General features: G+C 69.1%; 11 protein-coding genes. 5 read left to right on the forward strand and 6 right to left on the reverse strand.

From position 1 onward, the window contains the following. Positions 1 to 85 precede the first annotated feature (85 nt). The gene (locus C9I47_RS16265; protein WP_190238543.1) at positions 86 to 8053 is read left to right on the forward strand and encodes a Tc toxin subunit A-related protein; all 7968 of its coding nucleotides are present in this window, start codon (positions 86 to 88) and stop codon (positions 8051 to 8053) included. Between the two features lie 90 nt (positions 8054 to 8143). Here the strand turns inward: C9I47_RS16265 and C9I47_RS16270 are convergent, their stop codons facing one another. From C9I47_RS16270 to ppc, 5 genes are all read right to left on the reverse strand, one after another. Continuing rightward, a complete protein-coding gene (locus tag C9I47_RS16270) occupies positions 8144 to 8485 on the reverse strand; it encodes a hypothetical protein (RefSeq protein WP_111267696.1) in 342 nt (113 codons plus the stop codon). Next, on the reverse strand, positions 8482 to 10053 hold the full coding sequence (locus tag C9I47_RS16275) for a hypothetical protein (RefSeq protein ID WP_190238544.1): 1572 nt from the start codon (positions 10051 to 10053) through the stop codon (positions 8482 to 8484). The genes C9I47_RS16270 and C9I47_RS16275 overlap by 4 nt, the downstream gene beginning before the upstream one ends. Continuing rightward, positions 10050 to 10388, reverse strand: coding sequence for a hypothetical protein (locus C9I47_RS16280; RefSeq protein WP_111267698.1), 339 nt, complete (start codon positions 10386 to 10388; stop codon positions 10050 to 10052). Before C9I47_RS16280 ends, C9I47_RS16275 begins: the two co-directional genes overlap by 4 nt. Beyond that, positions 10385 to 12052, reverse strand: a complete 1668-nt coding sequence (locus C9I47_RS16285) for a Hint domain-containing protein (RefSeq protein WP_111267699.1) — start codon at positions 12050 to 12052, stop codon at positions 10385 to 10387. The genes C9I47_RS16280 and C9I47_RS16285 overlap by 4 nt, the downstream gene beginning before the upstream one ends. 498 nt (positions 12053 to 12550) lie before the next feature. Beyond that, the gene (ppc, locus tag C9I47_RS16290) at positions 12551 to 15334 is read right to left on the reverse strand and encodes a phosphoenolpyruvate carboxylase (protein WP_111267700.1); all 2784 of its coding nucleotides are present in this window, start codon (positions 15332 to 15334) and stop codon (positions 12551 to 12553) included. A 148-nt stretch (positions 15335 to 15482) separates the two neighbouring features. Between ppc and C9I47_RS16295 the strand changes: the two genes are divergently transcribed. The 3 genes from C9I47_RS16295 to C9I47_RS16305 all read left to right on the forward strand — a co-directional run bounded on the left by C9I47_RS16295 (position 15483) and on the right by C9I47_RS16305 (position 19133). After that, positions 15483 to 17132, forward strand: coding sequence for a hypothetical protein (locus C9I47_RS16295; protein WP_223250189.1), 1650 nt, complete (start codon positions 15483 to 15485; stop codon positions 17130 to 17132). A gap of 185 nt (positions 17133 to 17317) precedes the next feature. After that, positions 17318 to 18292, forward strand: a complete 975-nt coding sequence (locus C9I47_RS16300; RefSeq protein WP_111267702.1) for a hypothetical protein — start codon at positions 17318 to 17320, stop codon at positions 18290 to 18292. An 85-nt stretch (positions 18293 to 18377) separates the two neighbouring features. Beyond that, on the forward strand, positions 18378 to 19133 hold the full coding sequence (locus C9I47_RS16305) for a tetratricopeptide repeat protein (RefSeq protein ID WP_190238545.1): 756 nt from the start codon (positions 18378 to 18380) through the stop codon (positions 19131 to 19133). 27 nt (positions 19134 to 19160) lie between these two features. Here C9I47_RS16305 and C9I47_RS16310 read toward each other — a convergent pair whose 3' ends face one another. Continuing rightward, positions 19161 to 20507 carry a glutamate--cysteine ligase gene (locus C9I47_RS16310; RefSeq protein WP_407067529.1) on the reverse strand — a complete coding sequence of 449 codons (1347 nt, stop codon included), beginning with the start codon at positions 20505 to 20507 and terminating at the stop codon, positions 19161 to 19163. Between the two features lie 357 nt (positions 20508 to 20864). On the opposite strand from C9I47_RS16310, the gene C9I47_RS16315 reads away from it, so the two are divergent. Then, positions 20865 to 21449, forward strand: coding sequence for a hypothetical protein (locus C9I47_RS16315; RefSeq protein WP_111267704.1), 585 nt, complete (start codon positions 20865 to 20867; stop codon positions 21447 to 21449). Positions 21450 to 21479 lie beyond the last annotated feature (30 nt).

Raw genomic sequence — 21479 nt, forward strand, 5'->3', positions numbered from 1 at the left:
TCTTCTGCCCCATGCAACGAGGTTCGCCATGCTCGACTCCTCCGTTCCAGGCACTCCCGTCGGCGCACGCCGGCCCGCAACCAAGTTGCGCGTAGCGCTCTCGGAGATCGCCCACGCCCACCCCACCCTGGCCGCCCTGCCGGCCGCCCGGTCCGGCCAGGACCTGCTCGCGCTGAACCTGTGGGACCGCGACACCCTGGCCCGGCTGGGACTCGACGGCGACGAGCACGCGGCCGCGCGGGCCTCGTTGCATCACTACCAGCGCATGGCCCAGATCGGCGTCGCGCCCGCCGGCGCCGACACCCTGAAGGCGCGAGGGCTGACCAGCGCGCATCATGTCGCGGCGGTGCCGCGGCGCCGCTTCATCAGCGAGTACACCGATTGCCTGGGCTCGGCCGACGAAGCCGCGCGCGTGCACGACGAGGCCCGCGGCATCCAGGCCCGGGTCACCCACGCATGGGCGCGACTGCGCGACCAGTTGGCACCGCACGTGCGCGACAACCGCTATCTGCAGCCCGGCGACGAACTGGTCGAGGCGGTGGCCGACCTGCCCAGCTACACCGACCTGTTCGGCACCCTGGACTACATGAAGGTGCCGGAGTGCCAGTCGGTGCTGGGCCCCTCGGCGTATTTCGTCGACCTGATGCGGGTGATCGAGGAGACCATCGTCGCCGAGAACCCCGGCATCGCCGACGCGTACAAGCTCGCCACCCGGCGGCCGGACATGTTCAGCACGCCGCTGACCTGCGCGAACGCGCTCGACCCGGTGTCCAAGGTCGCCATCATCAACGAGGTCATCTCCAAGCGCCTGAGCGGCGCGCTCGGCGCCGACACCGACTACGCGATCGCGACCCGGGTGTTTCCGTTCTTCCTGCCGCAGAACCTGCACCTGCTCGGCCTGCGCGCCACCCTGGGCATCGACGGCCAGTCGCTGGCCTCGGTGTACGAGGACTTCCTCGCCCAGGACGGCGGAAGCGCGGACATGCCGCAGCCGGTCGATGTCGCCAGCGAGCTGCTGGCGCTGAGCAGCGAGCAGCGCGCCATCGTCGTCACCGCGGACACCACCGCCGATACGCTGGCCCAGTACTACGGCCTGCCGGCCGGGTCCGACGCGCCCTCGCCCATCGCGCTGGCCACCGACCTGGGCGAGGTCTCGGTCGCCAAGGACCAGCTGGCGATGACCGGCAGCGGATTCACCGACGCGGTCGTCGGCTGGGTGGTGAACGTCGGCGGCACCCTGCGGGTGATCAACAGCGTCGACAGCGCGACCACGATCAGCGTCGACACGCCCTGGCCCGCCGACCAGACCGGCGTGGCGGCGCAGGCCTATCCGCCCCAGAGCGTGGCGCAACTGGCGGTGTTCTCGAAGGTGACCGGGGTCGACACGCCCGGCGTCTGCGACCTGCTGAGCCAGAACCTGAGCCCCGATGAGATCGCCGCCGGCCTGGCGGGCCGCTTCTACATCAACGCGACCGACGGCGGCGCGCCGGTCGCGGTGCTCAGCGACCTGACCGACGCCAACTACAGCCTGGACCTGCTGACCGGCCTGAGCCTGGACCGCCTGGATCGCATCAACCGCTTCCTGCGCCTGGCGGCCAGCTGCGCCTGGCCGCTGGCCGACCTCGACTGGGCGATCGCCTGCGCGGCAGGCGGCAACCTCGACGAGGCCGCCCTGCCCCAGCTCGCACTGCTGGCACGCCTGCAGGAACGCCTGTCCCTGTCCCTGGATGAGGCCTGCGGCCTGTTCGCGACGGTCAAGACCTACGGTCGCGGCAGCGACGTCCGCCCGCTCGACCTGTTCGACCGTGTCTTCAACGTCACCCGCGTGCTGGAGGACGGCTCGCCGTACCGCCCCCGCTACGCCGACAATCCGCTGTTCACCTCCGATCCGATCGAATGGTCGCCCAACGCCGACGATGGCGACAGCCGGCGTGTCCTCGCCTGGCTTGCCGGCGCGCTGCGACTGAGCGAGGCCGATGTGCGGCAGCTGGCCGCCGCCGTCGGCGGTCCAGCGCCGATCCTGCTCGACGTTCCCAGGTTGTCGCGCTTCTACGCGCTGGCGCGGCTGGCGCGCGCGCTCAAACTGAAATTCCCGGCGCTGATGCAGGCCATCGAACTGCTGGGCGACGGGATACCCGGGACGCTGGAAGCGGTGGCCGCGCTGGTCGCGTTCAAGGATGCGGCGGACCAGGCCGGGCTGTCGCTGGACGACATCGGCTACATCACCAACGGCCCGGTGCTGGGCAAGCTGCCCGGCGCCCTCGACCCGCAGACGATCCCGTCCTTCCTGTCCACCCTGCGCACCCTCGGCAAGGCCTGGCTGCTGGAACCGCACTCCTTCGTGTTCGACAACATCGATCCGGAGCGCTCGGCGAACCTGTTCAAGGCCTTCGTCAAGGCCGGCTGCATCGACGCCAACGGTGTGGTGCTGCTGTCCAGCCCGCCGCAGTTCGGCGCGGTGGCGCCGCTGTTCCCGGTCACCGTGAAGGCGCTGCAGGTCCGCCCGCTTACCCAGGCCGATGCCGAACAGGCCCATGCCGAGCTGAACGCCAACGGCATCCTGGCCGACAACGTGCTGACCGCCGAGGTCACGCCGGACACCGACCTGTCGTTCCTGTTCCCGGGCGATCCCAAGCAGAAATCCAAGATCGATGCCGTGCAGGACGTGCTGCTGCAGGCCAGTGGCGACATCGTCCACACCATCGCGGTCGTCGGCGACGCGCTGGGCGAGCAGTTGCTGGGCATCTATACCCAGCTGTCGTTGCTGTACGAAGACGAGGTCGAGATGGCCCAGGCGGTGACCTCGCTCACCCTGGGCGAACTGGGCGTGCCGCAGCAGATCCTGCTGACGCCGCCGACCGACATCGGCGCGGTGGTCGATGCGCTGGTCAATGCCGATCGCCTGGCCTATGCGGCCGGCAAGCTGGGCATCGAGGCCGCGGACATGGAAACCGCCTGCCTGATCCCGGTGGCGTTCGGCTTCGTCGACCTCGCCCACCCCAATCTCAAGGACCTGTACCTGCTGGCGACCTATGCGCGCCTGATCAGGGCGTTCTCGACCACCGGCTTCATGATCGCCGGCTATCTGATGGCGCCGATGCAGCCGCCGTACGTGAAGCTGCAGTCCCTGCAGGTGGTCACCGGCTGGCCGGTCGAGCAGTCCGCGGCGTTGATCGAGGCGCTGTGGGGCAGCAACGAGGGCTTCAACAGCCTGCCCGGTCTCGACCGCATGCGCGTGTGCTTCAACAGCGCGGACAACTCCGGCGTGGAGCTGGAGTCGATGCTGGCGCTGGCATCCAGCGCCCGCTACCCGCGAATGCCGTTGCCGACCTTCTCCGGAGGCGACGCCTCGGCCTGGGCCCGCTGGGCTCGACTGGCGCAATCGGCGCTGGACATGCTCAAGGCCAAGTACGGGGACGCCGCCTGGGCCGAGATGTCGCGGCCGGCGGTCGACGCGGTGGCGGCCAATCGCCGCGACGCGCTGGTGGCGCTGGCGGTGCTGCTGTTGCGTCCGGACATTTCGATGATCGATTCGCCGCAGGGGCTGAGCGAATACCTGCTGATGGACGTGGAGTCGGGCAGTTGCAATACCACCACACCGATCCTGGAGCTGACCCTGGCCGCGCAGATGTATCTGCAGCGCTGCCGCATGGCGCTGGAGCCGGGCGTGACCAGCGCCGAGATCTCCGACCTGACCTGGAGCTGGATGTCCAGCTACCGCCTGTGGGAAGCCAACCGCAAGGTCTTCATCTATCCCGAGAGCTACATCGATCCCACCCTCAGGCGCGCCCGCACGCCGCTGTTCTCGACCCTGCTGGAACAGTTGCAGCAGGGCGAGATCACCGATGCGGCGGTGACCAGCGCCTTCACCCAGTACCTGACCTCGCTGGACGAGCTGGCCAAGCTGCAGACGGTCGGCTCGGTCTACTGCACCGCGCCCGACCCGGATACCGGCGAGCTGGTCGACCAGCTGATCATGGTCGGCCGCACCGCGGACGAACCGTTCGGCTACTACCTGCGGACGATGGAGGACGGCGTGATCTGGTCGGCCTGGCACAAGATCGACCTCAAGATCCCCGCGCCCAGCGTCACCCCGGTCCACGCCTTCGGCCGCCTGTTCCTGTTCTGGGTGGAGACCGAGGAGGCCAGCATCGGCCTTATGGAGGGCACCAGCCAGGAGAACGTCAGCAGCCTGCGCGGTTCGATCCGCTATTCCTACCAGCGTCTGGACAAGACCTGGACCGCGCCGCAGCCGGTGCTGAGCGGCATCGTGTTCGACGCGATGCCGGACACCTACTCGACCTCGTTGCTGAGCACGAACAGCGACGACCCGCTGTCGGGCATCGATGTCGGCCAGCCGTACTGGTACCGGCCCTACGTCACCGTGGTGCCGAACGCGCCCGGGATGTCCGAACGCCTGGTGGTGGCCTTCGGCAATGCCTACGAGGCCAAGACCACCTCGACACTGAACCCGCCCGACAGGAACGACCCCGCCGCCGACCGCCTCCAGCTCAACGAAAGCGTCTACAACGCCTCACGGGTCGCCAATGCGGTACCCGCCGGCACCCCGGGCTCGGTGCAATTGCTGCCGGTGGCCGTGCTCGACGACACCCTCTCCATCAGCGAAGCGTGGGCCTTCTTCCAGGACCACGACGGCGCGCCGCAACCCTTCGGCGCCACCGCGTACGAGAACACGTTCCGGCTGATTCCCAGCCAGAACGTGCTGATCGACAACATGCTCTCGGAAGGCTCGGACTACTACGAGCGCGTGTATGCCGGCGGCGTCACCACCTCCTGCCTGTACAGCCTGTCCCGTCAGGCCCAGGTGATCGGCGTGGCCAACATGCCCGGCTGGTGGGTCTTCGACAACGGCGACGAAGCGTTCCTGGCGGTGACCACCGAGGTCACCTTCAAGCAGATCGAGAAGATCGTCAGCATGGCGCCGAACGCGCTGTCCCTGGCCGACGGTCCGGACGAGGTGTCGCTGAGCTGCGCCGCCTACAGCGACGAACCGATCAACGTGCAGGACGCGGTGGTGCAGTTCACCCGCCTGAGCACGGGCGCGGTCGGACACATGAACCGGGCGCTGTTCTCCGGCGGCATCGAGGCCCTGCTGTCCAACGCCACCCAGGTCGCGCCGGGACCGGGCTCGCTGTGCTTCACCCGTTTCTACAGCTCCACGCCGAACATCACCGCAACCTGCGAGCCGCAGGGCGGCGGCATGCCGCCGCCGCCGAACACGATTCCGCCGGACGTGCTCTGCGGCGGACAGGTCGATTTCAAGGGCGCGTACCGGCCGTACTTCGAGGAAGTCTTCTTCCATATCCCGTTCCTGCTGGCGACGATGCTCAGCGCCAACCAGCGTTTCGCCGAGGCGCAGCGCTGGTACGACTTCGTGTTCGATCCCACCGCCGCGGTGCAGGACCCGGATGCGCCGCAGCCGGCGGTGTTCTGGCAGTTCCAGCCGTTCCGCGAGGACACCTCGATGCCGTCGTTGTCGCAGGAGTTGTCCGACGACGCGGCGATCCTGCGCTGGAACAAGCACCCGTTCGATCCGTATTCGGTGGCGGACCTGCGTCCCAGCGCCTTCAGGAAGACGATGGTGATGCACTACATCGACAACCTGCTGGACTGGGGCGACGCGCAGTTCGCGCTGGATACGCGCGAGTCGCTCAACCAGGCGCTGCTGCTGTACCTGATGGCCTACGACCTGCTCGGACCCAGGCCGCGCGAACGCGGCACCATGCCGACGCCGGCGCCGCTCAACTTCCAGGACATCCTCGACACCTACGGCGACGACATCCCGCAGTTCCTGATCGAGCTGGAGACCGCGTTGCCGCCCGCACCGCCGGCCCGGTTCCAGTACAACCCGGCCCCGTTCAACCTGATGCAGACCTATTTCGGCGTCGGCGAAAACGCCGACCTGGTCGCCTACTGGTCGCGCATCGAGGACCGCCTCTACAAGCTGCGCCATTGCATGAACCTGGCCGGCGTGGTCCGGCAACTGCCGTTCTACCAGCCGCCGATCGACCCCAACGTCCTGGTCGCGGCGGTCGCCAGGAACGGGGGACAGCTGCCGGAAGTGATGGACCACAGTCCGGCGGCGGCGCCGAACTACCGCTTCCGCACCATGCTGGAACGGGCCAAGTCGCTGACCCAGACCCTGATCGGCTTCGGCGGCTCGCTGCTGGCGGCGCTGGAGAAGAAGGATGCCGAGGCGCTGGCGCTGCTGCAGAACGTGCAGGAGCGTGCCGTACTCAGCCTCGGCACGCAGATGAAGGAACAGCAGGTCATCGATGCCGAGCAATCCCTGGCCGGTCTGCAGACCTCCTATGCCTCGGCGGTCTACCGCCAGAACTACTACGCGAACCTGATCGACGAGGGACTGTCGCCGGCCGAGGAGGTCAACATCGCGATGATGGCGCTGGCCAACGTGTTCCAGACCCAGTCCGGCGTCATGCGGGCCATGTCCAGCGCCGCCCACCTGATCCCGAACGCGGGCTCGCCGTTCGCGATGACCTACGGCGGCATCCAGATCGGCTTCGCCTTCGATGCCGCCTCGGCGATCTTCGACACGATCTCGCGCAACTTCGATTTCGCCTCCTCCCTCAGTTCGGTGCTGGCCGGCTACCAGCGCCGCAGCCAGGAGTGGTCGCTGCAGGCGCAGCTGGCCGGCTACGAGGCCAGCCAGCAACAGAGCCAGATCGCCGCCGCGCAGGCGCGGGTGACGATGGCCCAGCGCGATCTGCAGTTGAACGGTCTGCAGATCAGCCAGGCCGACGACACCGAGCGCTTCCTGACCGAGAAGTTCACCAACGCTGAGCTGTACAACTGGATGTCATCGCGGCTGTCCACACTGTACTTCCAGACCTACAAGCTCGCCTTCGAGCTGGCGATGGCGGCCCAGCGGGCCTACCAGTACGAGATGGACAGCGACGCCACCTTCGTCGACTTCCGCTACTGGGACAGCGGGCGCAAGGGTCTGCTGGCGGGCGAGGGCCTGCTGCTGGGGCTGAGCCAGATGGAAAGCAGCTTCCTGTCCGGCAACACGCGACGCCTGAGCATCAGCAAGACCGTCTCGCTGCGCGACCTCAACCCGAAGGCCCTGCTGGATCTCCAGAACACCGGCACCTGCAGCTTCGGATTGAGCGAACTGCTGTTCGACCTGGACTACCCGGGCCACTACTGTCGCCGGATCCAGGGCCTGAAGGTCACCGTGCCCTCGGTCGTGGGACCGTACCAGGACCTGCACGGCCTGTTGACCCAGACCAGCAACACGATCCTGATGAAGGACGATCCGGAGGCGGTCGCCTTCCTGCTCGGCGAGGAGACCTCGACGCCGGTCGACGGCGCGCTGCGCTTGAACTGGCGCGGCCAGCAGCAGATCGCCGTGTCGCGCGCGATCGACGACGATGGCGCGGGCGTGGAGTCCGGCGAAGACCGCTACGCGCCCTTCGAGGGCACCGGTGCGGTGTCGCAATGGCAGCTGGACATGCCCCAGCGCAACAACGGCTTCGACCTGGGCACGATCTCGGACGTGATCCTGCAGATCGACTACACCGCGCAGGCCGGCGGCCCCGGGTTCCGCAAGACCGTGACCGACATGCTCCCCACCGACATCGCCGGCGGTCGCCTGCTGGAGCTGAGCCAGTACACCGGCGCGTGGTACGCCTTCATGAACCCCGCCGCGGACGACACCGTGCAGACCCTGCAGTTCCGCGTGCCGCGCAACCTGTTCCCGTTCAACATCGACGGGGCGGTATCGCTGTCGGGCGCCTACCTGCAGCTGGTGGTCGAGCACACCACCTTCGTCGGCCCGATGCCGGTCACGCTGTCGGTGCCGGGCGAGGCCGACCCGACCCCGCTGACCTTCGCCAAGGACACCATTTCGGTGGCGACTTCGCTCGACGTGGAGCTGGACGCGGCGGCGAACTGGGTCCTGCAGGTGAAGCGCTCCGACATCCCCGCCGAACTGAAGCTGGGGGACCGCCTGGACCCGGCCAGGCTGGTCGGGATCTACCTGGTGCTGACCTTCAGCGGACAGGTGGCCTGAACGTCCTGCCGCCGCCCTCCCGTCGGGGAAGGCGGTGGCCCGGCCTGATCCGGCCGGACAGATCGGGCCGGCCGGATCAGGCCGCTCGGATCAGGGGTATGGAATCCCCACCGGGGTCGAGCTCAACGAATCCTTGGGCCGGCCCCGGATGATGGGCTCGACCACGACGGTGTAGACCCCGCCCGGATCGCAGGTGAAGTCGACCTGATTGCCGGTCGCGGCGGGATCGCCGACCTCGAAATTGTTGAGCCGGGTGGCGCCGGTGATGATGCCGATGACGAAGCCCTCGCCCCCGTTGTAGTTCACCGCCTCCCAGTTCACGGTGACGACATCGGCCTCGTAGGAGGTCGAGGTGACCACCATCGGTTGCTCCGCGGCCGCGGTGGAACCGCCGGCGCTGCGGGTATCGTTGTCCGTGTTCTTGGCGCTCATGGATGCTGCTCCTCTGCTTCCGCTTTCGCCCCGGCCAATGCCGCCTTCATCGCACCGTCGCCGACCAGGATGCCGCCGGCGAAGTAGGTCGCCCCCTGCTTCGGCGACACCCGCGCCGGCGTCAGGACCAGGTCGTAGACCTGCAGCGGTTCGGGCAACACCTCGGCGACGATGCGGGTCACCGGTGACGTCCCGCGGCTGGTGGTCAACTCGTCGCCCAGCCGCAGCTCCTGCGCCTGGACGATGCCACGCCGGGTCGGAATCGCGTGGATGGTGCTGACCTGCACGCTCTGACCGCCGGCCAGCGTCAGCGTCACCGACGCCTCGCGCATGCCCGAGGCAATGGCGGCGATCTCCAGGTCGCCGCCCTCGCTCTGGACCCGGTCCCCCACCTTCAGCTGCTCCACCGCCCGGGCGACGCCGGAAGCGAGGGTGACCCGGGTGCCCTTGGCGATGCAGCCGGCGACCACCTGCACCGGCGGGATCTCGCGCGCGGTGACGGTGTCCTCGTCGATCTGGCTGCTCACCGTGGCCCAGGCCGGGCGTCCCTGCACGCGCACCGAGACGACCAGCGAGAAGTCGTACGCCCCGGTGGCGATCGCGCAACCGTTGTCGAAGCGCAGCGGATCGAACGACCAGCTCAGCGTGTCTCCCTCGACCCGCGTCCCCGGGTCGTCGAAGAAGGCATCGTCCAGTTGGGCGATCCGGCACGAGGCGGTCCCGTCCGGCGCCAGCATCACCAGCGTCGCGCTGGCATTGCTCGGCTTGCCCGAGCCGTCGACGTCGATATCGCCGTCGAACACCGCCGCCCCGGCCACCGGCAACTGCAGCGGGGGCGGCGAGTCGATCGCCGCAAGCACGAAGTTGCAGGCCGGCGCGGGCGCTCCGGCGGCGGTGGCGCGATTGATGCACACCTGCACGTCGGTGTTGTCGGGTGCCTCGGCATTGAGCGCCGGGGCCTGGTTCTCGACCCGGGTCGGATAGCCGGCAACGTCGCCACTGGCGTAATAGACGTCATGCGAACCGTCCGAATACAGCACGCTCGCGGTCGCCAGCGCGTTGAGCGGACGCTGCTCCGGGTTCTCGCCTCCGGAGACGTTGACCACCGCCGAGGGACTTTCGGTGACCTCGGTCGTGCCGCTCGCGACGACGGCGCCGCCCGGGCCGGTCACCATCAGGGTCAGGGTGATCTTGTAGACATCGTCGTCGGAGACGTACAGGGCACCGCTGGACACTGTCTTGCCGGCGTCGTCGCTGCCGAATCCCAGCAGGGTGAGGACCTGGTTTCTGGTGGCCAGGTTCATGCCGGCCCGCCGCTGACCGGCGCCCGTCCACCGGTACAGCGGACTGTCCGCCGCAACGCCGGCATGCCGCAGGTGGTCGCGATAGGCGCGTTGCTGCAGCGGATCGTCCAGATCGAGCAGACGCGCCCGCGGCGCCGGCTCAAGCCGCCCGGATTCCATCGCCGCCGCGTCCGCCTGCGCCTTCGATGGCGCCCATGGCGCCATCGCCAACAGGGTCGCCAGCGCCAGGGCGGCGGCCCGTGAACCGATATTCTGCATGGTCATTTCGCACTCCCTTGCGATGCATCGGTGGGGGGATACGGGATCGGAACCACGTTGCTCTGGTTGGCCGTGTCGGGAAATCCCGGACGCAGGATCGGCGTCACCCAGACCTGGTACTCGTCGCCGGCCTTGAGCAGGACCCCGAATGTCTTGGAAACGGCGTCGGGGTCGTCGACCGGCACGTTGTTCATGCCGACCGAGACCTGCAGCAGCGTGACGATGTAGCCGGAGAGTCCCGATTCGGAGAACGGCTCCCACTCCACCGTGACCGCCGAACCGTCATAGCTCGCCGAGGTGATCACCATCGGCGAGGTGGTGTCCCTGCCCGCGCCGCTCATGGCTTCACCGAGGCGGCTTGTTCCTTCACCCAGTTGTCGAAATCCGCGTGCCACGCGGCCGGAACGCGATGGCGCAGCTGCGCCGGGCTGCCGGCACGGTCGGCCGCGGCGCGCTTGCGGGCCAGTTCGCCCTGGACCGCCGCATCGCCCACCAGCACGGAGCCGGCGAAGAAGGCGGCATCATCTCGCTCGGCGATGAAGGCGCCGTCGCCGCCCAGCACGCCCAGGTTGTAGACGTTGAACGCCTGCGGCACCTGCTGCATCGACACCTCGACCAAGCGGCTCTCGCCGTCGGGACCGTAGATGACGTCGCCGACCTTCAATTCGCGCGCCTGGACCATGCCGCCGCGGGTAGCGACCGGGTGCAGCGGGGTCAGCCGCACGTTCCTGCCCGCGCTGTCGGTGAGCTCCACCGATCGGGTATCCCACCCCGTGGTGCGCCACTCGACCACGACCGGGCCGCCATCACGACCGCGCAGGCGATCGCCGCGGCGCACGTCCTCCACCGCCTTGAGGCTGCCATCGGCCATCAGGATGGGCGTGCCTTCGACGATGCAGCCGTACTGCAGCTGCAGGTCCTTGGTGATGAGCGTCGATACCGTGGGTTTGGTGTTGGGCGCATTGGTGATCGTCGCCCACACCGGCACTCTCTCGATATTGAGCATCAACGCCAGCGTCAGCGTGTAGTACTCGTTGTTCTGCCAGCACACCGTTCCGAAGTCGGCCGGCTCCAGGTCCCAGGTGATCGTGTTGCCGTTGACCTTGGTGTTCGGGTCGTTCATGAACGACTCGCCGATATCGACCAGCTTGCAGTTGCCGCCGGTGGTGCGCCCGGTCAGCGACAACGACACGCTGTAGCTGCCCTTGGCCGGCTTGCCGGTGGCCGGGTCCACGTCGATGTTGCCGAAATACTGCACCGACCCCTTGAAGGGGAACTTGATGTTCGGCGGCATGTGGCCCGGGTCGGTGGGGCCGTAGTCGCATTCGGTCGGCGCCGACGGGTCGGGATTGGCCCGGTTCAGGCATACCACGATGTGGTCGTTGGTGGTGGTGACGACCGGCTTGTCGTTGTTGATCTGCTTGGGAAAGTAGCCACCGCTCATGACCGCGTAGACGGGGCCGTACGGCTTGCCGGTGTTGTCCTCGCCGTAATAGACCCCCAGCGCGTCGATCGCGCCGCCGGTGTTGTTCTCGCCCAGTCCGCTGTCCACGGCCATGTCGCGGCCGCCGTCCCACTCCTCGGCATGATTGGTCTTGATGACCTCACCCTGGTCGTTGGTGACCGTGACCATGGTGTTGGAGTAGTGCGAGCCGTTGAACATGGTGCTGAACGCGGTGGAATCGATGGTCTTCCAGTCGTTGGTGCCGATGTTCAGTACCGCGTAGTCGTCGCTCGGGGTGTCGGCGCCGATGAAGGCGGCGTTGCGCGGCGACAGCGCCGGCAGCGCCTCGCCGTTCGCGCGCAGGGCCAGATGCGATGCCTTGACCTGCGCCAGCGTCCGGTACAGGTGCGGGCGGTTCTCCGGCGTGAGGCCGTTGAGCCGCAGCAGGGCCCGATAGGCCCGCTCGTTGGCGGGATCGGACAGATCCATCAGCGCCGCTTCGCCGCGCTCCGGCGCGCTGTCGATCAGTTGTCTCAGGTCGTTCGACTCCTGCGCGCTCAACCTGGCCGGCTCGCCGGCGTGTGCAATTGCGACGAGGCCCAGCGACGCGAGGCCGAGAGTTCGGATCCATCTCGTGAACATACCCATGCTCCTTAGGTAAGTGATCTTGGCGCGACAATCGTTCAGTCGTATGGTGCTGGCGCCGGGCCGGTGGCCGGCGCAGCCATGCTGATGCAGTGTCTTCCCCTTGCCGACGCGACGCCCTGTTGACAGTCGTCGCGGCGCACGTATAGCACAGCGACCGTGATGCCCGGGCATCGACGCAAAAGCCCCGTCCACCCGGAATATCCGGCCCCGGAAGCGGCGATTCGATCCGCCCGATCGGTTGCGGATTGCGGCGGCTGGCCACAGCCGCCCGCGACGCATCCGGACGCCGGTGCGGAGGTCCAAATTCCGGATCGACGGGATGCGCCGCGAAACCGACGGGACCGCACGTCCCTCGGTTGCGCCGCATAGCGATGGCGTCCGGCGCCGCCGGACCGCTGCCCGCCCCGCCGGCTACCCGGTGTTCTGGATGCCCGCCGCGATCCCGTTGACCGTTGCCACCAGCGCGCGCAGGCGCTCGTCGTCGGGGCTGCCAGCCTCGCGCCAGCGCGCGAGCAGATCGACCTGCAGCAGGCTGATCGGGTCGACGTAGGGGTTGCGCAGGCGGATCGACTGGCGCAGACGGCGGTCGTGGGCGAGCAGGTCGTTCTCGCCCTTGATCGCGAGGACCGCGTCGCGGGTGCGTTCGAACTCTTCGGCGATGCCCGGGTGCATCGTCGCGTGCAGCTCGCCGGCCAGGCGCGAGTAGCGCTCGAAGATCGCCGGGTCGGACTTGGCCAGCACCATCTCGACATCGTCGACGAGGGTGCCGAAGAACGGCCAGTCGCGGGCCATCTCGGCCAGGGCATCGCGACCGTGCGTGTCCAGCGCCGTGCGCAGCGCGGTGCCGACGCCGTACCAGGCGGTCAGGCCGCAGCGGTTCTGCGCCCAGGCGAACACCCAGGGGATGGCCCGCAGCGAACCGATTCCCGGCGCGCCGCCACCGCTGGCGCGCTTGGCCGGACGCGAGCCGATCCGCAGCCGCTCGATCACGTCGATCGGGGTCGCGGCGCGGAAGTAGGCCGGAAAGTCCGGATGTTCGTGGACGAGCGCGCGGTAGTGGGTGCGCGCGTCGGCGGCGAGCTGCGCGGCGATCTTCCGCCAACCGGCCTCGCGCGGTTCCGGCGGCCGCGGCCGCAGGGTCGCCCGCAGCACCGCGCCGGTGGTCTGTTCGAGGTTGCGCAGCGCGATCGCGCGGATGCCGTACTTGCGATGGATCACCTCGCCCTGCTCGGTCAGGCGCAGGGTGCCGTCGACCGAGCCGCGCGGGGCGGCGATCACCGCACGCTCGGTCTTGCCGCCACCACGGCTGATCGAACCGCCGCGGCCGTGGAAGAACGCGATCCGGATGCCGCTGTCGTGGGCGAGCCGGGTCAGTGCGATCTGGGTCTGCTGCAGCGCCCAGCGCGAGGCGACGATGCCGCCGTCCTTGGCGCTGTCGGAATAGCCGAGCATCACCATCTGGCGGTTGCCGCGCGCGGCCAGGTGGGCGCGGTACAGCGGGTCGGCGAACAGCGCCTCGAGGGTGTCGGGCGCGGCGGCCAGATCGTCGACGGTCTCGAACAGCGGCGCCACGTCCAGCGGCACTTCGCCGGCATCGTCGGTGCACTTGGCGACCCGCGCCAGCGCCAGCACCGCCAGAGCGTCGGCGGCGCTGCGACTCATGCTGATGATGTAGGGGCCGAACGCGCGCGCGCCGAACCGCGGCCGCAACTCGGCGACGGCGCGGAACACCGCCAGCACGGCGGCCGCCGGCTCGGGCTCGACCGCGGGCGTCTCGACGCTGCCGTCGACGATGCCGTGCAGGCGTCCGGCGCGCTCGCTCGGCGAGCGCTGCGCCCACTGCGGGTCGTCGAACACCGCCGCCAGCGCGGCATCGTGCACCGCCGAGTCCTGGCGCAGATCGAGGGTCGCCAGATGGAAGCCGAAACACTGCGCGCGCCGGCGCAGGCGCCGCACCGCGAACAGTCCGGCGTGCTCGCCACCGTTGCCGAGCAGGCTGGCTTCGATCGCCTCGATGTCGGCGAGGAAGCCGGCCGCATCCTCGTAGCCGCCCGGCGCCTCCTTCACGGTCAGGTCGATGCGCTCGATCATCAGCGCGAGTAGATTGCGGTACGGCATGTCGGCATGGCGCGGACGCAGTCGCGCGGCCGCCAGCGGCAACCGCTTCCGGTAGTCCTCCAGGCGCTCCAGCACCGCGGCGTCGACCGCGACCCGGTGCAGCGACTGGCTCAGCAGCTCGCCCAACGCGGCCAGGTCGCGGCGGTAGGCCGCCAGCACCAGTCCTCGCTGGCCGACCAGCGAGGCGACGATGGTGTCGGCGCCGACATTGGGATTGCCGTCCATGTCGCCGCCGACCCAGGTGCCGAAGCCCAGCAGCGGCGGCAGCGTATCCCCGGACGGCATGCCCTTGGACGGCGTGTCGCCGATGCCGTAGTTCTCGCGCAATGCCTCGTCGAAGGCCTCGTGGAATACCGGCAGCACCTTGTACAGCACTTCCGACAGATAGAAGCCGACGTGCTCGAACTCATCGGCGACGCTGGGCTTGGCGGCCGGCGCCTCGGCGGTCTGCCAGCTCGCGGTCAGCGCCAGGCGGATGCGCTCGCGGTCGGCGCGGCGTTCGGCCGGGGTCAGCCCGCGGTCGATGTCGTCGACCAGGCAGGCAACGATCTGCCGCTCCTTCTCCAGCAGCGCGCGCCGCACCGCCTCGGTCGGATGGGCGGTGAACACCGGCTCGATGCGCAGCCGCGGCAGCAGTTCCAGCACCTCCTCGGCGCTGACGCCCTGTCCGGCCAGCGACGCCAGCACGTCGCGCAGACTGCCCGGCTGCGCGCCGGCGCCGCTGCGCTCGTAGTCGCGGCGGCGGCGGATCCGGTGCACGCGCTCGGCCAGATTGACCGCCTGGAAGTAGGTCGCGAACGCGCGCACCAGGTCGCTGGCCTGGGACAGCTCGATCCCGGCCAGCGCAGCGGCCAGCTCGTCGACCGGCGCGCCGGCCTCGCGTCGCCGGATCGCGCTGCGGCGCAACGCCTCGACCTCGCCCAGGAACGCGTCGCCACGTTGTTCGGCAAGGATCTCGCCGACCAGGGCGCCCAGGGTCTTGACGTCCTCGCGCAACAGCGCGTCGGTGGATGCGAATTCGACGATCCGCAACGGCTCTTCCGAAGACTCGGCGTGCAACTGGCTTGATTCACTCATCCGCCGAGCGTACCGCACTGCAACATCGCATGCGCGTCGGTTGCGCCCGCAACCGTCTGCGAGACGCCCGCCTCCGGTATCCGACGGACGGTGACCGGGATCCGGTGTCCACAACGTCTGGTTGGCTGTCCCACACCGGTGAATGATCATGCGTACGATCGCCGCCCTGCTGACACCATGCCTGGCCGCCCTGGTCGCGGCCACCGCCTGCCAGGCGCCCGATGCCCGCCCGGAAACCGGGGCGCCGCCGCTGTTCGACGACTTCGGCGACCTGCATCGCGATACCGGCAGCGACGTCGCCGCCGCGCAGCGCTACTTCGACCAGGGCCTGCGGATGACCTACGGGTTCAATCACGAGGCCGCCGGCCGTGCCTTCGCCGAGGCCGCGCGACTGGATCCCGGATGCGCGATCTGCATCTGGGGTCAGGCCCTGGTGCTGGGCCCGAACATCAACATGCCGATGGACCCGTCCCACGCCGCCGACGCCACCCGCCTGGCGCGCGCCGCGCTGGCACTGGCCGACCGCGCCGGTCCCGCCGACCGCGCCCTGATCGAGGCCCTGGCCACCCGCTATGCCGACCCGGCGCCGGCGGACCGCGGCGCGCTCGATCGCGCCTATGCCGAGGCGATGGCCGACGCCCACCGCCGCTTTCCGGAGGACGACGACATCGCGACCCTGTACGGCGAGGCGCTGATGGACCTGTCGCCGTGGGCGTACTGGAACGCGGACGGCACCCCGAACAGCGACACGCCGGCGATCCTGGCGGCATTCGAGGGCGTGCTCGCGCGCAACCCACGCCATATCGGCGCCGCCCACTACTACATCCATGCGGTCGAGGCCTCGCCCGAACCCGGACGCGCCGAGCCCTACGCCGACCTGCTCGGCGGACTGGCGCCCGGCTCCGGGCATCTGGTGCACATGCCGGCGCATGTCTACATCCGCGTCGGCCGCTACCACGACGCGACCCTCAGCAACCTGTCCGCGACCACCGCCGACGCCGCCTTCCTGTCGGTATGCCGCGGCAGCAACGGCATCTATCCGCTCGGCTACGTCCCGCACAACTGGCATTTCGCCACCCTGACCGCGGGCCTGCACGGCTCCAGCACCCTGGCCCTGCAGGCGGCCGGACAGACCGCCAGCCGTGCCGACCTGGCGCGCCTGGACGAGATGAACTTCATGCAGCAGTTCGTCGTTGCGCCGCTGCTGACCCGGGTACGGTTCGGGCGCTGGGACGAGATCCTCGCGGCCTCGCCACCGGCCTCGCAGCCCTACCCGACCGCGATCTGGCATTTCGCCCGCGGCATGGCCCACACCCGCCTCGGCGATCACCGGGCGGCGACCGCCGAACTGGACGCGCTGCGCGGCATTGCCGAGGACCCGGCCATGACCACGCTGGTGCTGTGGGACATCAATCCGGCCGACCGCGTGCTCGACGTCGCCGAAGCGATGCTGCGCGGCGAACTCGCACTGGCTTCGGGAGACCGCGACGGCGGGCTGGCCGCGCTGACCGAGGCCGCCGCCGCCGAGAGCCGGCTCAACTACAACGAGCCCTCGGACTGGCCGCTGCCGGTGCGGCCGTACCTGGGCGCCGCCCTGCTGGAGGCCGGCCGTGCCGACGCCGCCGCCGCGACCTATCGCGAAGACCTGCTCGCCTATCCCCACAACGGCTGGTCGCTGCGCGGGCTGGCCGCCGCCGAGCGCGCGCGCGGCGACTCCCGCGCCGCCGCCGAAGCCGAGCGCCGCTTCCGTGACGCCTGGCAATGGGCGGATGTGGCCCTGGAGACCTCGAGGTTCTGAGCGCGGATTCCGGGTACACCACCCGGTTCCCGGCGCCCCTGACCGCGGCGCCGGGGCGTCGCCACCGACAACCGTGCGGACTGTCTCCACGTCACCACCCATGCGATAGTGGGCACTACCGCGGCCTGCTGCGCGCGACGCCTCGCTGCCAGAGCATCGGGATCAGAAAGGGGAAGACGGGAACAATGAAGTGGCATTGGTTCGCGCTGTGCGCAGCCCTCGGCGGCGCACCGCTGGTATGCAACGCCGACGATGGCGCCACGCCCCCGGATGGCGGCGACGCCTGCGAGACGGCCTACGCGGCGCTTCCGTCAGGCACCATCCTCGATCTGCTCGACCCCGATGCGCCGACCGAGCGACGCACCGCGGCGTTGACTGCCTACCAACGGCTGTCCGCAATGCGCGAATGCCCCGAGTTCGGCTACACACTCGGCCAACTCTATCGACATGGTTCGTACCTGCCCGGCAACCCCCTCCCACAGGACGTGGAAAAGGCGCGGGAGCTGATTCTGCCGATGGCGGAGGCGGGCTACCTGCCGGCCTTCGCCGACCTGGCCGAAATGGAAATGCGCCATGCCAATGCACGCGAGGCGATGAAGTGGACCCAGGTGTACCTGCACTTCGTGCAGGAGGTACAGGCGGATTACGTCGACGACGCGGACGAAAAGCATTTCCAGCGCTCGGCCTACAACAGCCATCTGCTCGCGCGCACCGAGCTCGTATGGCGTCGACTCACGCGACCTGCGCCGCCGCGCCGCCTGATTCGCCAGGATCTGGATGCCTACCTGGCCGAGCAGGGACCCGCGCTGCCCCGCCGCATACACGAGGACCAACAAGGCCTGCACCGGCGCGCTTCGGCCCAAAGCAGCAGTCGGATACGCGTGACCAGCACTCCCGAGGACTGCTACCTCACGCCGCTCGACCGGATCGGATCGGCATCGGCGTCATGGATCGTCGAGATCCTGCCCTCGGGCGAAGCCGGGCGCACCGTGCTGGAGAACTTCGTCCCCAATACCCAGGCGGCGGAACTGCTGCAGAACTGTCTGGCGCAGTACACCTTCGCGCCGCCTGCGAACGGCCAGGCCGCCACGGTGCGCGTGTCGATGGTGATGGGCTCCCCCGGCACCCGCGGAATAGGCCGCCGCTCGCGCCCTCGCTGACCGTCGCGTCCTGGCGCGACGCTGGCATTGCCGGCGTCGTTCGCCGAAGATGCGCTCCGGTATCCACTGCGAGCGTCTTCCGGTCATGCCCATCGGCATAGGTCTGCACATCGTCGTCGCGTTGTTCTTCGCCGTCCACGCGATCCGCAGCGGCCAGGACCGTTACTGGCTGATCATCCTCTTCATGTTCCCGTTGCTGGGCAGCATCGTCTACGCGGTCGCGATCTGGCTGCCGGAGCAGCGCCATTCGCCGCAGGCCCGGGCGCTGCACCGCGGTGTGCGCCAGGTGGTCGATCCCGATCGCGAACTGCGCCTGGCGATGACCGCGTTCGAGGACAGCCCGACCACCGAAAGCCGGATGCGGCTCGGCGATGCCCTGCTCGAGACCGGGCGCGCATCGGAGGCGGTACCGCACTACCAGGCCGCGCTGCGTGGCATCCACGCCGACGATCCCGACATCCAGGTCAAGCTCGCCCGCGCCTACCTGGAGTCCGGCCATGCGCCGCGGGCGCGTGAGTTGCTCGACCGGCTGATCGCCGACAAGCCCGATTACCGTTCCGCCGACGGTCACCTGACCTATGCCCGCGCGGTCGCGGCGATGGGGGAGCGCGACAAGGCGCGCGAGGAGTTCGAGGCTCTGGTCGACTACAGCAGCAGCTACGAGCCGGTAGCCTGCTATGTCGAGCAATTGGCCGACTGGGGCCAGCACGCACAGGCGAGCGGGATCGGCGAAGCCGCGCTGACGCGCGCCGGACGCCTGCCCGGTTATGCGCGCAAGCTGCAGAAACCCTACTTGGACCGTATCCGCCAGACACTGCGGCGGCTGCCTGCCAACGCCTAACGAGCGCCGCGACGGCGCCGTCGGCTCTCAGTAGGCGAACTCGCGGAAGAGCGGATCGACGCTGCCGTTCCAGGCGCCGTGGAACAGCTCCAGCTTGCGCTCGGCCGGGGTGATGCCGGCCTCGGCGAACTCCATCAGCGGCTCCAGGTAGACGCTCTCGTCGGCACCGCTGGGGTTGACGTTGGCGCGTCGCTTGAGTCCGTGCGCGGAGATCTCCAGCGCGCGCCGGGCCAGGTCGAGCACGCTGCCGCCGCGGAACGGCAGCTTCAGCGCATGCCGCGGCACTCCGTCGCGCAATGCGTGCAGCTCCTCGATGCTGAAGTCGCGGACCAGGTCCCAGGCCGCGTCCAGCGCGGTGGCGTCGTACAGCAGGCCTACCCAGAACGCCGGCAGCGCGCAGATGCGGTTCCATGGCCCCGAGTCGGCGCCGCGCATTTCCAGGTACTTCTTCAACCGCACCTCGGGGAACGCGGTGGTGCTGTGGTCGGCCCAGTCGCGCAACAGCGGACGCTGACCCGGATACGCCGGCAAGCGGCCTTGCAGGAAGTCGCGGAACGACTGCCCGCTGGCATCGATGTAGCGGCCATCGCGGTAGACGAAGTACATCGGCACGTCGAGCAGATAGTCGACGTAACGCTCATAGCCGAACCCGTCCTCGAACACGAAATCGAGCAGGCCGGTGCGGTCGGGGTCGGTATCGGTCCAGATGTGCGAGCGATAGCTCAGGAAGCCGTTCGGACGCCCCTCGGTGAACGGCGAATCGGCGAACAGCGCGGTGGCGACCGACTGCAACGCCAGCGACACCCGGAACTTCTTCACCATGTCGGCCTCGTCGGCGACATCGAGGTTGACCTGCACGGTGCTGGTGCGGGTCATCATGTCCAGGCCGAGCGAACCGACCTTGGGCATGTACTCGCGCATGATCTTGTAGCGCCCCTTGGGCATCCACGGCATGTCCTCGCGGCGCCACTTGGGCTGGAAGCCCATGCCGAGAAAACCCAGTCCCAACGGCTCGGCGACCGCGCGCACCTCGCGCAGGTGGGTGGTCGCCTCGCGGCAGGTCTGGTGCAGGTTCTGCAGCGGTGCGCCGGACAACTCCAGCTGGCCGGCCGGTTCCAGCGACACCGAGGCACCGTCGCGCGACAGCGCGATCACCCGTTCCGGCTGACCCGGCAAGTGCTCGGTGACCGGCTCCCAGCCGAACTGCACGAGCCCCTTGAGCAGGGCTTCAATGCCACGCTCGCCGTCGAAGGTCGGCGGACGCAGGTCGTCGGTGCGGAAGCCGAACTTTTCGTGCTCGGTGCCGATCGCCCAGTCGACGGCGGCCCGGGTGCCCGTGCTGAGGAATTCGAGCAGATCGTGTCGGCTCTCGATGGCGACATCCTTGGTGTTGCTGGGACCGGACACATGCACCTCGTGGGGCGGAAGGCGCGGGCAGCCGCTACGCGACCGCCACGGATTGGCGAACAGCCGGTACCGCGGCGCGGTGGTCCGGACGACAGCGTCCGCACCCGGTACGGGCACGGACTCTGCGCAGTGTAGCGGGGGGGCCGGATGCGACAAGCGCGGCGCGCAGAACACTGCGGCCCACCAGCGGGAGAACCCCACGCGGCGCTGCCGATGTCCGCTGCCGCCCCATGCGGGCGCGATGGCGACTGCCGGTATCGGCAGCGGCTTACGTATGTTCATCCTGCAGCGAACCGACTGCATCCATTCAAGGAGGATCCGCACATGAGTCTTCGCGCTCCGACCGCAGGCGCACTCGCCGCCGCGCTCGCCATCGCCGTACTGGCCCCGTCCGCCCTCGCCGCGCCTCCGCCTGAGGTCGAGGCCGAACAGCCGAACATCGACGCCGCCAGCATCCTCGCCCTCGGTGGCTCGGTGTCGCAACGACTGGCGCAGTCGTTCACCCTCGATCGCGCCGGCGTCGTCAGCCACGTGATGGTGCCGATGAGCTGCCAGCCCAAGGCGATCGTCCAGGTCACCCTCGAGAAGACCAGCGGCGGCAAGCCCAACGGCAGTGTGCTGGCCTATGAAAAGGTGCCCGGCTACGTGTTCACCTCGATTCCGACCCCCGCGATCGGCATGCGCATGATCGAGTTCACCTCGCCGGCAAAACTGGGCCCCGGCCAGTACGCCTTCACCCTGACCGCGAAGGACGGCGACTGCGGCGTCCATCCCGGCCCCAACGGCAGCCACTACGCCGGCGGCCAGGGCTGGTTCATCGCCGACGACAATCCGCCGGGCTGGATCGAGTTGTTCGACGCCGGCGGTGTGCGCGATCTCGCGTTCCAGGTCCATATCCGGCCGTTGTAGGCAAGGTTCGCAACGGCGTCATGCCCCGAC

This window comes from Marilutibacter maris (assembly GCF_003233695.1).
GTDB classification, from domain to species: domain Bacteria; phylum Pseudomonadota; class Gammaproteobacteria; order Xanthomonadales; family Xanthomonadaceae; genus Marilutibacter; species Marilutibacter maris.

Bases quoted from the DNA above. Each gene is read 5' to 3' on its own strand.
- C9I47_RS16270 (WP_111267696.1), bottom strand. From the start codon at position 8,485: ATGAGCGCCAAGAACACGGACAACGATACCCGCAGCGCCGGCGGTTCC.
- C9I47_RS16275 (WP_190238544.1), bottom strand. From the start codon at position 10,053: ATGACCATGCAGAATATCGGTTCACGGGCCGCCGCCCTGGCGCTGGCG.
- C9I47_RS16280 (WP_111267698.1), bottom strand. From the start codon at position 10,388: ATGAGCGGCGCGGGCAGGGACACCACCTCGCCGATGGTGATCACCTCG.
- ppc (WP_111267700.1), bottom strand. From the start codon at position 15,334: ATGAGTGAATCAAGCCAGTTGCACGCCGAGTCTTCGGAAGAGCCGTTG.
- C9I47_RS16295 (WP_223250189.1), top strand. From the start codon at position 15,483: ATGCGTACGATCGCCGCCCTGCTGACACCATGCCTGGCCGCCCTGGTC.
- C9I47_RS16300 (WP_111267702.1), top strand. From the start codon at position 17,318: ATGAAGTGGCATTGGTTCGCGCTGTGCGCAGCCCTCGGCGGCGCACCG.
- C9I47_RS16305 (WP_190238545.1), top strand. From the start codon at position 18,378: ATGCCCATCGGCATAGGTCTGCACATCGTCGTCGCGTTGTTCTTCGCC.
- C9I47_RS16315 (WP_111267704.1), top strand. From the start codon at position 20,865: ATGAGTCTTCGCGCTCCGACCGCAGGCGCACTCGCCGCCGCGCTCGCC.